We start from the raw sequence: 14,952 nt of genomic DNA, 5'->3' as shown, positions 1-14,952 counted from the left end.
TGACAGTCAGTGTTTGCCAAAACCCAACCAGCCCCAGAAACGGCGGCTTAAGGTCATTATGGGCTCTTCCAGCTCCACCAAAGCGGCCAACCTGGCATGAATACGCCCGTACACTGAATCGTCCGGGTAGTTCCCATGGCGGTCAGGCTCACCGGCAGTGGCGTCCATCATCAGGGCCACGGCCTGGTCCACGTGTTCGACGCTCCACAGATGGAAACGTCCATCGGCGACGGCGGCGATCACCTCGTCGGACAGATTAAGTTGGCTAAGGTTCGCCAGAGGCAGTATCACCCCTTGCTCACCGTCCAATCCCCTGGCCTTACAGACCTCGAAGAAGCCTTCAATCTTGGCGTTCACCCCACCTATGGCCTGCACATTACCGAACTGGTCCACGGCGCCGGTAATGGCAATGCCTTGGCGCACCGGCAGCTCGGCCAGGGCCGACAGCAAGCAAAGCAGCTCGCCGGCGCTGGCTGAATCGCCGTCCACCTCATGGTAGGACTGCTCAAACACCAGGGACGCAGACAGGTGCATGGGTCCTTCTTGGGCAAAACGGCTGGCCAGGAAGGCGGTGAGGATCATTACCCCCTTGGCGTGGATGTTGCCGGCCAGCTCCGCCTTGCGTTCGATGTCGATGATGTCGCCGTCGCCATAGTGCACTGTAGCAGTGATACGTGACGGTTCTCCGAACTCGACGCTGCCCATGTCCAAAACCGTCAGGCCGTTGACCTGGCCGATGCGCCGGCCCTGGGTTTCAATCAGGATCTGGCCACGGGCCATGGAGTCACGGCTCAGCTGCCGGGCCAGGGCCTGGGCGTTTTCCCGGGCCGAGATGGCCTGTTGGATATCCGCCACTTCTATATTTTTGCCCTTGGCAAAAAAATGGGCCCGGGTCAGCAGCTCGTTGAACCTGTGGTGGGCCAGGGCGATGCGTTCCTGATCTTCCGACAAGCGGCAGCCGTGGCGCAGTAGGCAGGCCAGGGCTTCGGTGGTCGGCGCCTTGAGGCTGGCCTTTTGGCATTGGCGCAGCAGGTGGCCAGCAAGGTCGCTTGCCTGCGCCACCGGTACGAAGGGGCTCCATTCCACAAAGTAGGGAAAGAGCTGGGACAGGTCCCGGTCCTGGGTCAGCAGCTCCAGGTGGTCCTGGCGGTCACCGAAGAGCACCAGTTTCACATCCAGGGGCATGGGGTCTGGCATAAAGAGCGGATTGCCGGGCACCTGGCCCCGGTACTGGGTCCAGTGGATGCTCTGGGCAAAGAGCGACTCTTTGAGGCGGGTCCACAGCTCGGGATTTTCCAGAAGCTCTGCCGCGCTTAGCAGCAGGTAGCCACCGTTGGCGCTGTGCAAGTCACCGGGGCGCAGCAGGTGCTGGTTGGCAGAGACGGTGCCTTCCTGGGTCTCGAAGGTGATCTCTCCAAACAGCCCCACATCGGACAGGTCCCGGTTGTGGACTATAGGCACCTGGGCCGGGTCCTGGTGGTTAACCAGCAGGTTAAAGAGTACCGGGTGGGCAAAGTCTTCCCCGGCCGCCACCCTGGCCAGCAAGGTGGCCAGGTAGCCTGCCAGGCGCTTTTCCTGGGGCTGGCAGGCCACCAGGTCCTTTAAGGCCTGGTCGGTGTCCTTGTCCTCCAGTTTGGCCTGCAACAGCGCCGTGATGTCGCTGCAAAAGCGGTCGCCGCTGCCGGCCTTGAGGCGCAGGCACAGCGGGCGGCGCGGATCGTCCAGGTTCTCGGCGTAGCACCAATCCCACAGCTTGTGCCAACGGGAGCCCTCGGGTAACTGGCGGATCGCCGCCTTGAACATGGCAATGGTGTCCAGGTAGGGCGGGGCGCTCATAAAGATGTGCCCAAGGGGGCTTTGGTCACTGGAGGCTTGGGCCAGCTCGGTGACGCCGGCGTCCTGGCCGAGCAAAAAGCGCGAGCGGCACTCAAGCTCGGTCAGGGCCAAGCTGGGGCTGAGGCGGTCGGCGGCCAGGGGAGCCGGTGCGGTACTGGTGGTCTGATCCATCGAAAAGGTCAACTGAAGGTAAGTGTGCAAATCATAACATGGGCAGCCCGGCCCTGGTGTCGTTGGCCCCTGGTGCTGACATCAAAAGGTCATCTGGCTGACGCATTGGCCCCTTACAGTGGCGAGCCTTAAACCTTCAGGAAAACAACGATGAAAAGGACCTTCACCCTAGTGGCCCTGGCCACACTGGCGGCCTTGGCTGGCTGTAGCGATGACGGCGACAACGGCAGCAATGGCCTTAACAGCCTGGTCAACCAGACCCCCCTTGCCGCCGGCAACGACCAGTGCTGGCTGGGGGGCGTACAAATAGACAGTGGCCTGGACAGCAATGGCAACGGCGCCTTGGAGCCGGGGGAGGTTACCAGCACCTCCTATGTCTGCAACCCGGACAACTTTGCAACAAGCGGCGTGGCCCTGCCTTATTCGGTGATGCGCAACGATCTGGCCAACGCCGCCAGGCCGGGCTCCACCCTGGAGCTGCGTAACGGCGGTTACGGCTCCGACATGGACGCCGACCCGGCCAACCCCCTGCGCTTTTACGCCCTGACCGACCGGGGCCCCAATACCAGCTTCACCGGCAGCCTGGGGGCCGGCAAGATTTTCCCCACCCCGGACTACACGCCGCGCATCGGCCTTTTTGAGATCCAGCCCTCAGGCACGGTGCGCCAGGTAAGCACCCTGCTGCTAAAAGACCGCGCCGGTAATCCCATCAGCGGCCTGCCCAACAGCGCTGCACTGGGGGGCACCAATGAGATCCCCTACGACACCGACGGCAACCCCATACTGGTCGACCCAGCCCAGCCTTATGACGCCAGCACCAACCCCACCCGCACCGACGACTACGGCCTGGACGCCGAAGGCCTGGTGGCCATGAAGGACGGCAGCTTCTGGGTCAGCGACGAATACGGCCCGCACCTGGTGCACTTTGATGCCAGCGGCAAGGAAATCGGCCGCATCAACCCCTTCAGTGCCGACAGCCGCAACGACGTCAATTTGCCCGCCGAGTTTGCCCACCGCTGGGCCAACAGGGGCATGGAAGGGCTGACCGTCACCCCGGACCAGAAAACCCTGGTGGGGATCATGCAATCGAGCCTAGATAACCCCGGCAAAACCCGCACCGATCTCACCCGCATCGTCACCATCAACCTCGACACCGGTGCCACTGGCCAATACCTATATCGCCAGGAGAAACTGCAAAATTCCAACAGCGCCATCAAGGCCTTGAGTGCCAGCCGCTTTTTGGTGATTGAGCGGGACGGCGCCTTCTTAAAGGACAACCCCGGCGCCATGAAGCACATCTACGCCATCGACATCAGTGGCGCTACCAACCTTGAAAGCCTCGAAAACACCCAAGACCGGCTGCAAGACCCCGCCCTGGGCCTGACCCTTGGCGGCCAAACCCTGGAGCAACTGGTCAAAGACAACCTGGCCGGCAACGACAGCAGCGCCGGTTGGAACCTCCTGGCCAATGCCGGCATAGTGCCGGTGGCCAAGACCTTGTTGGTGGACATGGTGGCAGAGGTGGCTTATCCCCACGACAAGATGGAAGGGCTCTGGGTCATCGACAACAGCCGTATCGGCGTGCTGAACGACGACGACTTCGCCCTCTGGGCCGACGCCGCCGGCGCCCTTGAGCAAAAATACCTGGACCAGGCCCAGTCCCGCATCGACGGTAACACCCTCTATATCGTCAAGGACCTCAACCTAGGCCTTGAATAACCTCAACAGCCGGCACACCGCCGGCTTTTTCTTTGCCCCTTTTCTCCACCGCCGCGAAAACGCGGAATTTTTCACCTGGCCGAGCTAAGGCATTGCTTTCTACCATACTCATCATGTGATGAATTTGTAGGAGTACGCCGTGTCCGTCGCTGCAGGCCGCCCCAAAGGGGACTCTGACGCCAGGGCCAGGCTCATTGCCGCCGCCTTGCATTGCTTTAGCCATCAATCCTTCGCCAAGGTGTCTACCCGCCAGTTGGCCCGGGAAGCGGGGGTGGACGCCGCCCTTATCCGTTATTACTTCGGCAGCAAGCTGGGCCTGTTCGAACAGATGTTCCGAGAAACCTTGGCGCCGGTGCTGGCGCGTTTTCGCCAGCAGCCCAAACCCCAGTTTCCCCTGGATTTGGCCAGCCTGATGCAGACCTACTACAGCATCATGGTGCCCAACCCCGGCCTGCCCAGGCTGGTGCTGCGGGTCTTGCAGGAAGAAGAGGGCACGGCCCTGCACCAGGTGGTGATGGGGCTCTTTGGCGAGATCATGCAGCTGTCGCGCCAGTGGCTGACCCAGGCCCTGATGGCCTCGGGGCGACTGCGCCCCGACGTGGAGCCGCAGCTGGCCCAGTTCAGCTTTGCCAGCCTGATGGTCTTTCCCCTGATAGCGCCAACACCCCTGGTGCGGCTGTTCGGGGTGGACCTCAATCCCCAGGGACTCACCGATCTTATTGCCCACAATGTGCAGGTGATGGAAAAGGGCCTGCTGCTGCCCCAGGAGCGTGCCGGATGAAAGCTATGCTGAGTGTGCTGTTGCTGGCCCTGGCAGGCTGTAGCCAGGAGCCGGACGCCATTTACGGCACCGTCGAACGCGACCGCTTGACCCTGGTGGCCCCCGCCGCCGAACTGGTGGCCGAGGTGGCGGTGGCCGAAGGGGACAGGGTCCAGCCGGGGCAAGTGTTGCTGCGCCTTGACGACACCGCCGCCAAGGCCAGGCGGGACGCGGCCCAGGCCAGGTTGGCCCAAAGCCAGGCGGCCTTGGCAGAATTGGTCAAAGGGCCGCGCCAGGAAAACATCGACGAAGCCAAGGCTAGGGTGGCCGGGGCCCAGGCCAGCCTGTTGCAGGCCGAGCGCCAATGGCAGCGCACCCGGCGCCTGGTGGCCGACAAGGTGCTGACCGCCCAAGATCTCGACAGCGCCACCGCCGCCCGCGATGGCGCCAGGGCCAGCCTGGACTCGGCCCAGCAACAGCTGCTGGCCCTCAATAACGGTACCCGCGCCGAACAGCTGGCCCAGGGCCAGGCCCAGGTGGCGGCGGCCAGCGCCGAGCTGGCCCAGGCCGAAAAAGCCCTGGCAGACTTGACCCTGGTGGCCGCCCAGGCGGCCCTGGTGGATGTGCTGCCTTGGCGCAAAGGGGACAGGGTCAATGCCGGCAGCCAACTGGTGAGCCTGCTGGCCCTGGCAAGGCCCTATGTGCGGGCCTACTTGCCGGCCAGCAAGCTTAGCAAGCTTCAGGCCGGCAGCCAGGTTAAGCTCCGGATCGACGGCAGCGAAGGGCTGCTGGACGGCACGGTGCGGCGCATTCGCGGGGAACCGGCCTTTACCCCTTATTACGCCCTTAACGAGCGTGACCGCAGCCGCCTGATGTACCTGACCGACATCGACCTTGGGCCACAGGGGGCAGATCTTGCCACCGGCCTTAGCCTGGAAGTGGTGCTGCCATGACCGACCTTGCCATCCACACCCAGGGCATGACCCGCCGCTTTGGCAGCCTGGTGGCTGTCGACCAGCTGGACTTGGCCATTCCCAAGGGCAGCATCTACGGCTTCCTCGGCCCCAACGGCTGCGGCAAGTCCACCTCCATCCGCATGCTCACCGGACTGCTGCGCCCCAGCAGCGGCCAAATCCAGGTGCTGGGCCAGCCCCTGGCCGGAAACGAAGAGCCCCTGCGCCGCCGCATGGGCTACATGACCCAGAAGTTCTCCCTCTACGACAATCTCAGCGTCGACGAAAACCTGGCCTTTGTGGCGCGGATCTATGGCCTGGCCGGCCAAAGGGCCAAGCGCCGCATCGACGAACTGCTGGGGCTTTATGAACTGGCCGGCCAGCGCCGCCAGATGGCCGGCTCCATGAGCGGCGGCCAAAAGCAGCGCCTGGCCCTGGCCGCCGTCACCCTGCACAGCCCGGAGCTGTTGTTCCTGGACGAACCCACTTCGGCGGTGGACCCGCAAAACCGCCGGGAATTTTGGGAAAGGCTGTTCGACCTCTGTGCCCAGGGCACCACCATACTGGTGTCCACCCATTACATGGACGAGGCGGAGCGCTGCCATGGCCTGGCGATCATGGAAAAGGGCCAGAAAAAGGCCGACGGCGCCCCGGGCCAGCTGATGGCGGCCATGGGCGCCAGGGTGGTGGAAGTGGCAGGGGAAGGGCTAAGGCAGTTAAAGCAGCAACTGCAAGAGTTGCCCCAGGTGCTGTCGGCGGCCCAAATCGGCAGCCGGCTCAGGGTGCTGGTCAGCCAGGACATCGGCGACCCTTTGGCCTGGCTCAAGCCCAGGGTAGGGCAGCGAACCCTGGCCGAAGTCAGGCCCAGCCTGGAAGACGTCTTTGTCACCAGCACCGGAGGCCGCCATGTGGCTTAGGATAGGCGCCATCCTTATCAAGGAGCTCAAGCAGCTGGCCAGGGACAGGCTCACCTTCGGCATGATAGTGATGATCCCCCTGGTGCAGCTGATGCTGTTTGGCTATGCCATCAACACCGACGTGCGCCACCTGCCGGCCGGGCTGGTGGACATGAGCCAGACCAGCTACAGCCGCGCCCTGGTCCAGGCGGTGGAGGCCACCCAGGTGGTGGACTTTGACAAACGCTATTACAGTGCCACCGAGGCCGAAGCCGCCCTGACCCGAGGCGACATCAAGGCTGTGCTGTATCTGCCTGCCGATTTTGGCCAGCGGCTATTACAGTACCAGCAACAGAGCACCGCTTTTTCAAGGCCCCTTGGCCAGTGGCTGGTGGACGGCTCCGACACCCTGGTGGCCTCCGCCATCAAGGCCCTTCGGCAGATGCCACTGGAGGAAGTCACAGGGCAGGCGGCTACCAGGCCCGCCCCCAGCCTGGAGCTGGTGCAGTACTTCAACCCCGAGCAGCGCACCGTGGTCAACATAGTGCCGGGGCTGTTGGGGGTGATCCTTACCATGACCATGGTGCTCTTTACCTCCGCCGCCATAGTGCGGGAGCGGGAACAGGGCAATATGGAGTTTTTGATCACCACCCCGGTCAGGCCCCTTGAGCTGATGCTGGGTAAGATCGCCCCCTATATCCTGGTGGGCTTTATCCAGGTGGCCATTATCCTCGGCACCGGCCATTGGCTGTTCGGGGTGCCGGTCAGGGGCGGCCTGGACTCCCTGGCCCTGGCTTCCTTGCTGTTTATCTTCGCCAGCCTGACCCTGGGCCTGGTGATCTCAACCCTGGCCAAAACCCAGCTGCAGGCCATGCAGATGACCGTCTTTGTGCTGCTGCCTTCCATCCTGCTGTCGGGTTTCATGTTCCCCTATGAAGCCATGCCCAAGGCCGCCCAGTGGATAGCCGAAGGCCTGCCCGCCACCCATTACATGCGCATGGTCCGGGCTGTGGTGCTGCGAGACGCCGAGGTCAGCCAGCTGCACGGTGACGCCCTATGGCTGCTGGGCTTTACCGCCCTTGGCCTGATGGTGGCCACCTTGAAGTTCCGAAAGCGCCTGGATTAACAGCAAAAACAAAAACTTATCAGCGGCTTTCGGGCCGCGCCCCAAAGGCGATGGTGAAAAGCCTTTCCTGGGTCCCGTATTTATATTTATCATAACGACCGTTTTGTTAATTTGGTCGGGAGCCTGATGCGCCTCCTGGCAGTAGCACGGAGACTCCCATGGGGAACCATTCACGCCTGTTTACCGCTTTGCCGCTGGCCCTGGTGCTGGTCGCCTGTGGCCAGCCAGAGGCCGAGCCACCCGCGCCTGTGGTGCGGCCGGTCAAAACCTTCACCCTGGGGGAGCAGGGCCAGGGGCCCATCCTCACCTTTCCCGGCAGCGTGTCGGCGGTGAAGCAGTCACAACTGGCCTTTGAAGTGCCGGGCAGGGTAGTGCAGCTGGCCATTACCGAAGGGCAAAGGGTCAAGGCCGGCGCCTTGCTGGCCCGCCTCGACCCCAGGGACTACCAGGCCCAGCGGGACAGGGCCCTGGCCGAGCGGGACGCCGCCAAGAGCGACTTTGACCGTTACCAGAAAGCCTTTGCCGCCAAGGCCATTACGCCCCAGCAACTGGACAGCGCCAAGCGTGCCCTCGAGGTAACCGAAGCCGGCCTGCGCCAGGCCGAAAAGGCCTTGGAAGACACCCAGCTGCGGGCCCCTTTTGCCGGCCGAGTGGCTCGCAAACTGGTGGAAGACTTTGCCAACGTGCAGGCCAAGCAGCCGGTACTGCTGGTGCAAAGCGACAATGAGCTGGAAATGCGGGTGGCGGTGCCGGAAAGCGATTGGATAAAGGAAAGCCCCCTGGATTCGGCCGACCAGGCCGCCGCCCGCCAAGGGATAAGCGTGGTGCTGAGCGCCTTGCCGGATAAGCCGATCCCGGCCAGGCTGTCGGCCTTTAGCACTGTGGCCGACCCGGTCACCCGCACCTTTATGGTCAAGGTGCGCTTTACGCCCCCTAAGAGTCTCGCCATCAGCCCCGGAATGACCGGCCACGTGGCCTACCATGCCCCGGCGGCCCAACAGGGCCAGGGCTTTTGGGTACCGGCCAACGCCGTGGTCGCCGGCCCCGAGGGTAACCCCTATGTCTGGTGCATAGATAAAGGCCTGGCCCATCGCTGCCCGGTGACCTTGGGTGAGCCCAGCGGCGACCGCCTAAGGGTGCTCAGCGGCCTGGCCACCGGCCAGCGTATCGCCATTTCCGGTATCCACAGCCTCAGTGAAGGCACGGCGGTCCGCCCCTTGGAGAGCCGCCCATGAACATCGCCACTTGGTCCATCAATAACAGGGTGGTCACCCTGGTACTGACCCTGGTCATGCTGGTGGCGGGGCTGCTGGTCTACAACAAGATGAGCCGCCTGGAAGACCCGGAATTTACCATCAAGGACGCCCTGGTGATCACCCCCTACGGCGGCGCCTCGGCCCAGGAGGTGGAGCAAGAGGTCACCGAAAAGCTGGAAAAGGCCGTCCAGCAACTGGGGGAGCTGCACAGGGTTACCTCCAAGTCCGAGCGGGGCCTGTCTACCCTGACCGTTACCATCAAGGACAGTTACGGCAAAGACAGCCTGCCCCAGGTCTGGGACAAGCTGCGCAGCAAGATCCGTGACGCCCAGGGGCAATTGCCCCCCGGTGCTGGCCCGTCAATGGTGCTGGACGATTACGGTGACGTTTACAGTATTTTCATGGTGGTCACCGGTGATGGCTTTAGCTACGCCGAACTCAAAGGCTATGTGGACGCCCTGCAAAAGGAGCTGCTGCTGGTCAAGGACGTGGGCAAGGTCAGCACCTTTGGCGAGCGCCAGGAAGCCCTCTTTGTGGAGTTCAACCGTGACCGCTTGTCGCAACTGGGCATAGCCCCGGCAAGCCTGCTTGATGCCTTGAACCAAAAAGGTCTGGCCGCCGACGCCGGCCGGGCCAGGGTAGGGGACGCCTTCGTGACCCTGACCCCCTCCGGCGCCCTGCAGTCGGTGGCGGACGTGGCCTCTTTGCTGGTTAGCGGCAGCGACGGCCGCCAGTTTTTGCTGCGCGACGTCGCCACGGTACGGCGCGGCTATGTGGAGCCGTCCAGCGCCGAGATCCGCTTTGACGGCAAGAGCGGCATTGGCCTGGGTATCGCCACCCAGCCCGGCGGCAACGTGGTGACCATGGGCCAGGCGGTCATGGCCCGCCTCCATGAACTGGAAAGCGAACGGCCCCTTGGCATCGAGTTTGGCATGGTATCCTTGCAATCGGAGGCGGTTACCCAAGCCATTGCCGGATTTGTCAGCAGCCTGGTCGAGGCGGTGGTTATTGTGGTGGCGGTGCTGCTGCTATTTATGGGGATGCGCAGCGGCCTGCTTATCGGCTTTGTGCTGGTGCTGACCATAGCCGGCTCCTTCTTGTTTCTTGACCCCATGGGGGTGGCCCTGGAACGGGTGTCCCTGGGCGCCCTTATCATTGCCCTTGGCATGCTGGTGGACAACGCCATAGTGGTGGTGGACGGGGTGCTGGTGCGGATGCAAAAAGGGGAAAGTGCCGAACAGGCCGCCGCCACCGTGGTCAAGCAGTCGGCCTGGCCGCTGCTGGGGGCCACCTTGATAGCCATCCTGGCCTTTGCCGCCATCGGCACTTCCAACGACGACACCGGCGAGTATTGCCGCTCCCTGTTCCAAGTGGTGATGGTGTCACTGCTGCTGAGCTGGGTGACGGCAGTCACGGTGACGCCGCTGCTGTGCGTGATGTTCCTAAAAGCCCCCAAAGGCGACGCGGGCGATCCCTACCAGGGCGCCTTTTATCAAGGTTACCGGGGCCTGCTGCGCCGCTGCATCCGCCACCGCTACCTTAGCTGCGCCACCGTCGGCGGCCTCTTTGCCATCGCCGTTTGGGGTTTTAGCTTTGTGGAGCAGAGCTTTTTCCCAAGCGCCACCCGGCCCCAGTTTATGGTGGACTATTGGTTGCCCCAAGGCACCCACATCGACAAAACCCGCGAAGACGCCGGCCAGATAGAACAATACCTGCTGGCCCAGCCCGGTGTTACCCATGTGTCCAGCACCCTGGGTGAAGGGCCGCTGAGGTTCCTGCTGACCTTCCAGCCCCAGCAACCCAACAGCGCCTACGGCCAGTTCCTGGTGAGCGTGGACGATCATCAAAAGATTGCCGGGCTCTTGCCCAAGGTGGAGGAGGACCTGACCCGCCGCTTCCCCGATGCCCTGGTCTTTGCCTCGCCTTTTGAGCTGGGCACCGGGGTGTCCGGCAAGGTGCAGGCGCGCCTGAGCGGCCCCGACAGCCACGAGCTTCGCCGCCTGGCCGACCAGGTGCAGGACATTTTCCAGCAAGACCCGGACGCCAAGGCGGTGCGCAGCGACTGGCGTCAGAAGGTCAAAGTGGTGCGGGCCAACCTGGCCGAAGAGCAGGCCAACCTCAACGGCATTACCAGGCCCATGGTGGCCCAGGCCATGCAGGAAGGTTTTCAGGGGGTAACGGCGGGCATCTACCGGGAACAGGATCTGCTGCTGCCGATCATGGTGCGGGCCGACCAACATGCCCGCCACAACATCGACAGCCTGGCCAACTTGCAGATCTGGAGCCCGGTGGCCCAGCAGATGATACCGCTGCGCCAGGTGGTGCCGTCTTTTGACACCGTCTTTGAAGACGAGCTGATTTTGCGCCGCGACCGCAAACCCACCATCACGGTGCTGGCCGACCCCAAAACCGGCAGCGCCAGCGCGCTGCTGGCCAGGGTCAAACCCCAGGTAGAGGCCATAGCGCTGCCCGCCGGCTACAGCCTGGCCTGGGGCGGCGAGTATGAGGCGGCCCAAAAGGCCGAAGCGGGCCTGGCCGGCACCATTCCCACCTTTGTGGTGGCGATGATCCTTATCACCATAATGATGTTCAATTCCCTGCGCCAGCCCCTGGTGATCTGGCTGTGCGTGCCTTTGGCAGTGATTGGCGTCACCGCCGGCCTGCTGGCCACCGGCCAACCCTTCGGCTTTATGGCCTTGCTGGGCTTTTTAAGCCTGATGGGCATGCTCATCAAGAACGCCATAGTGCTGGTGGACCAGATCAATCTCGAGCAGCAGGAAGGCAAAGGGCTTTATAACGCCATCCTGGACTCGGGAGTGAGCCGCTTGCGGCCGGTGGCCATGGCCGCCCTGACCACGGCCCTTGGCATGATCCCACTGATCTTTGACGTCTTTTTCGCGTCCATGGCCACCACCATTATCGGCGGCCTATTGTTCGCAACCTTGCTGACCATGGTGGTGTTGCCGGTGTTTTACGCCATTGCCTACCAGGCGCCGGTAGAGGAGGGTGGCCATGGGGCCAAAGGCTAGCCGCTCAGGGCTTGAGCAGGGCAATGGCGGCCGCGGTCAGGGCCCGCAGGCGCTCGGGGTCAAAACGCTTGGGATCGGTGGCCATCAGCATCACCAGGCCGTCACCCATGGCGCTGAACTGATCGGCCAGCAGGCTAGCCTCAATATCCTTGCGCACCACTCCTTCTTGCTGGCCACGGGCCAGCAAGGCGGTAAAGGCGTCAAGGAAATGGTGGGTCCATTGTTGCACCAGGGACGCAAAGGCCGGTTCCTGGGGAGCGTAGGCCAGCAGCTGCACTATCACCCGCCAAAGATCAGGGGAATGGTCGTAGTTCCAGGTCAGCCAGTTGCTTGCCAGGGCGTCCAGGTCTACCGGGGCGTCATCCGGCATCTGAATAAGGTGGTCGTACTGGGCATACAGATCATTGGCCAAGGCCGCCAGCAGCTCTTCCTTGTTGGCAAAGTAATAGGTGACGGTGCCGGTAGTGCCCCCCATCTGGGCGGCCACCTTGCGAAGGGAGACGCTGGCGTAGCCTTCTTCGGCAATCACGGTAAAAGCCGCTGCCAATACCGCCTTCTTGCGGGCCTCATGGTCGCCCTGGGGGCGGCCACGGCGGGCCTTGGGCGCAGCAGGGGTTTTGCTTGCTGTGGTCATTCGCTGGGTATCCGTTTATTGCCAAAGGGCCGGCCGGCCTTGGGATTTTACAAAAGGAGTTGGCACCGTGAATAGCCAAGGTTACCAGTATCAGCCGGTGCTTTGCACCGGCCCGGTGGTTGAACAGGCTGTTGCGCCGCCCCGGTGGCCAAGCCTGGTGGCGGCGCCAGGGCAGGGGATCTATACCCCCAAAGGGCCCTTGCCGGCCCTTAGCCATTGCCCTTGCCAGCCCAGCCTTAAACAGCTGGGCCTGGGCACCTTGGCCTTGGCCGGTTCCAGGGACGATAAACTACGCCTTATCCGCCGGGCCTATAGCCTGGGGGTGCGTTATTTCGAAACCGCCGAAGCCGAGGGGCCATTTCACCAGGAAGTGCTGCTGGGGGAAGCCCTGGCCAAGGTCAGGCAGCGGGTCCATATCGCCACCAAATTTGGCTATCGCATCCGCCAGGACGGCAGCCTGGCCGGGCCCGACAGCGGCCCGGACCATATCCAGGGGGTGGTGGAAGCCTCCTTGACCCGCCTGGGCATCAACCGCCTGGACCTTTTGTACCAAGAGCAGCAGGACCCCAAAGTCCCCATGGAAAAGGTGGCGGGCGCCGTCGCCGACCTGGTGCAGGCCGGCAAGGTAGCGGCCTTTGGCCTTTGCGCCCCCAGCCTTGACCAGCTGCGCCGCACCCAGGCGGTACTGAAGGTATCGGCGGTGCAATGGCAGCTGGGCCACAGCGCCGACGTGGTGCTGGACCCACGGCTGTTGGCCTTGTGCCAAACCTTGGGGATCGCCTTGGTGTTTAAAGGCCGCGCCGCCGTGCTGGCCGCTTTTCTTGCCAAGGCAGCGCCGACACTGGCCGGGGCCAAAGTGTTACCGGTACTGGACGCCGGCTACCAGCAAGAGCTGGGCTTGTTCCCGGGAAGGATGGACAACAGCGGCGCCGAGGCGGAACCTGGCGCCATAGAGGAAAGCACCGCTTCGCCATCAGGTCCGTGATACCAAACAAGAGAAAAGGCAGGGGAAGCCTGAGTAGCCAAAGGAAAGGTGCGGGTCTAAGGTCTCGGGTTTACCCATATCGCATTTAACATAATATACATTATGCGCAGTTATGTATATTCCTCACTGTGGGGCTTCGGGGCTTCCTAAGCTACAGGGAGAACCAAACGCACACTACCCTGTTAGAGTGTGAAGAAGTATTATGGCCCTATTACTTAACGGAGCTATAACTCTATGATTCCTGAGCCTATTATTTTGTCATTTCCTAGCGAACAATCATCTATGTTCGATTATTTATATCAATTTTGCACGGGAGTTTTTCCTCTTATCATTTCTGTTTTTGCCATTCATATATCAAGGAAGCAAGTTTACCTGAGCCAACTTCCTTACAAGGCTAATCTATATCCATGCTTGATAACTGCTATTAACATCGGCACTTCGAATGATAAAGGTCGTGTCTCAGAATTAACTCAACTACAAATAGAGGCACATAAATCATCATTTTTCTTTAATGATGAATCGGTAAGAAAGTATGTTGATAACGTTTTCATTGATGTGCGAGAAAAATTTAATTTAGATGAAATTAAATCATCGGACTTATACTCTCAAATGAGTCCAGATGAAAAGACAAAAATTTATAAAGACTGCGTAGAGATTGAGTTAAGGTTACTCGGCTACTCTGGTGGTGTTCATGACTTTTTATCTGAGAAAATGATGCGAAAGTTTAATTTCAGTTTTCCATTTATTAAAAAGCCGAAATAATTGGCTTTTTAATTTGGAAGAACAAGTGTGAATTCATCCACACCCTCGGTCTTCTTATATATAGAGAACCGGTCGTCTACGTTAAGATTGAACCAAAGCATGTTGTAAAGTTCAGTTTCATACGAGTCCTTATTTCCATTTGACTCTTCTTTATCTGAAAGTGCTATCTTTCTATATTCCGTTTCAACTGTTAACTCAGTGCCTGAAATAGCTTTCCCTCCTATTAGCTCCAGCATTTCTTTTAGACTATCGGATATGGAGTCATCCTGTTTTTTGAACTTTATCTCAACTCTATATAGCATCTACCCACCCTATTTTTTCAATTTCACCAATAGCTTACATGGCACATACCTAGCATGCAAATTAGTCTTTTCTAATAATTGAAATAACAGTTGACTGATTCACATTTAATGTGTCAGCCATCTGATATAAATAGAAAAAATAAATTTTACTTTTTCCAACTCGGAACTAATACGAGTCCTTGTCCATCCTCAGTTGGTTCTCCTTTATCTCGACTGTTTATGTGTGCAAATGCCGATAAATCACGTTATCGGCACCAATGTAGAGTGCCATTTATCGTCCAAAACCGCTTAGACTCGGATACCAAAAACGGTGATCGGGTTTCTTTTATGGCGGGGCCGTGATGGGTGCAGGCAAACAAGAACCGCCGTCACCACAGCCGCAGCCTTATTCGCTACGACTGCGCCCTATACAGCGCAATGAAGTACCGTCTTCTAAGGCACTTATGCCATCAGTCCCCTACTCCTTGCAGCCGATCCAGGGCCTTGTGTTGGGCGCTTTGGTGGCGCTCTTCGGTGCGGGTAT

Annotated in this window: 12 protein-coding genes; 9 read left to right on the top strand and 3 right to left on the bottom strand. The window is 60.8% G+C overall.

Annotated features, from left to right (window positions below):
- Positions 1–6 precede the first annotated feature (6 nt).
- Positions 7–2,007, bottom strand: coding sequence for an AAA family ATPase (locus B3C1_RS11385; RefSeq protein ID WP_008484945.1), 2,001 nt, complete (start codon positions 2,005–2,007; stop codon positions 7–9).
- 150 nt (positions 2,008–2,157) lie between these two features.
- Here B3C1_RS11385 and B3C1_RS11380 point away from each other — a divergent pair, with 150 nt between their 5' ends.
- From B3C1_RS11380 to B3C1_RS11350, 7 genes are all read left to right on the top strand, one after another.
- Positions 2,158–3,726, top strand: a complete 1,569-nt coding sequence (locus B3C1_RS11380) for an esterase-like activity of phytase family protein (protein WP_008484944.1) — start codon at positions 2,158–2,160, stop codon at positions 3,724–3,726.
- 139 nt (positions 3,727–3,865) lie between these two features.
- Complete coding sequence (locus B3C1_RS11375) at positions 3,866–4,507, top strand: TetR/AcrR family transcriptional regulator (RefSeq protein WP_008484943.1); 642 nt, start codon at positions 3,866–3,868, stop codon at positions 4,505–4,507.
- Positions 4,504–5,439, top strand: a complete 936-nt coding sequence (locus B3C1_RS20750) for an HlyD family secretion protein (protein WP_008484942.1) — start codon at positions 4,504–4,506, stop codon at positions 5,437–5,439. Before B3C1_RS11375 ends, B3C1_RS20750 begins: the two co-directional genes overlap by 4 nt.
- The gene (locus tag B3C1_RS11365; RefSeq protein ID WP_008484941.1) at positions 5,436–6,356 is read left to right on the top strand and encodes an ABC transporter ATP-binding protein; all 921 of its coding nucleotides are present in this window, start codon (positions 5,436–5,438) and stop codon (positions 6,354–6,356) included. The genes B3C1_RS20750 and B3C1_RS11365 overlap by 4 nt, the downstream gene beginning before the upstream one ends.
- Positions 6,346–7,461, top strand: a complete 1,116-nt coding sequence (locus tag B3C1_RS11360) for an ABC transporter permease (RefSeq protein WP_008484940.1) — start codon at positions 6,346–6,348, stop codon at positions 7,459–7,461. Before B3C1_RS11365 ends, B3C1_RS11360 begins: the two co-directional genes overlap by 11 nt.
- Positions 7,462–7,619: 158 nt before the next feature.
- Entirely contained in the window at positions 7,620–8,696 is a 1,077-nt protein-coding gene (locus B3C1_RS11355; protein WP_008484939.1) for an efflux RND transporter periplasmic adaptor subunit, read from the top strand.
- The gene (locus tag B3C1_RS11350) at positions 8,693–11,746 is read left to right on the top strand and encodes an efflux RND transporter permease subunit (protein WP_008484938.1); all 3,054 of its coding nucleotides are present in this window, start codon (positions 8,693–8,695) and stop codon (positions 11,744–11,746) included. Before B3C1_RS11355 ends, B3C1_RS11350 begins: the two co-directional genes overlap by 4 nt.
- Positions 11,747–11,750: 4 nt before the next feature.
- Here the strand turns inward: B3C1_RS11350 and B3C1_RS11345 are convergent, their stop codons facing one another.
- On the bottom strand, positions 11,751–12,380 hold the full coding sequence (locus B3C1_RS11345) for a TetR/AcrR family transcriptional regulator (protein ID WP_008484937.1): 630 nt from the start codon (positions 12,378–12,380) through the stop codon (positions 11,751–11,753).
- 67 nt (positions 12,381–12,447) lie between these two features.
- Here B3C1_RS11345 and B3C1_RS19415 point away from each other — a divergent pair, with 67 nt between their 5' ends.
- Together B3C1_RS19415 and B3C1_RS20190 are read left to right on the top strand one after the other, a co-directional pair.
- Complete coding sequence (locus tag B3C1_RS19415) at positions 12,448–13,365, top strand: aldo/keto reductase (protein WP_008484936.1); 918 nt, start codon at positions 12,448–12,450, stop codon at positions 13,363–13,365.
- 234 nt (positions 13,366–13,599) lie between these two features.
- A complete protein-coding gene (locus B3C1_RS20190) occupies positions 13,600–14,127 on the top strand; it encodes a hypothetical protein (RefSeq protein ID WP_156804532.1) in 528 nt (175 codons plus the stop codon).
- Positions 14,128–14,135: 8 nt separating this feature from the next.
- Here the strand turns inward: B3C1_RS20190 and B3C1_RS11335 are convergent, their stop codons facing one another.
- Positions 14,136–14,429 carry a hypothetical protein gene (locus tag B3C1_RS11335; RefSeq protein ID WP_008484935.1) on the bottom strand — a complete coding sequence of 98 codons (294 nt, stop codon included), beginning with the start codon at positions 14,427–14,429 and terminating at the stop codon, positions 14,136–14,138.
- Positions 14,430–14,952: the final 523 nt, after the last annotated feature.

The sequence above is a fragment of the Gallaecimonas xiamenensis 3-C-1 genome (assembly GCF_000299915.1).
GTDB classification, from domain to species: Bacteria; Pseudomonadota; Gammaproteobacteria; order Enterobacterales; family Gallaecimonadaceae; genus Gallaecimonas; species Gallaecimonas xiamenensis.
This window is presented reverse-complemented; position numbering and strand designations above follow the sequence as displayed.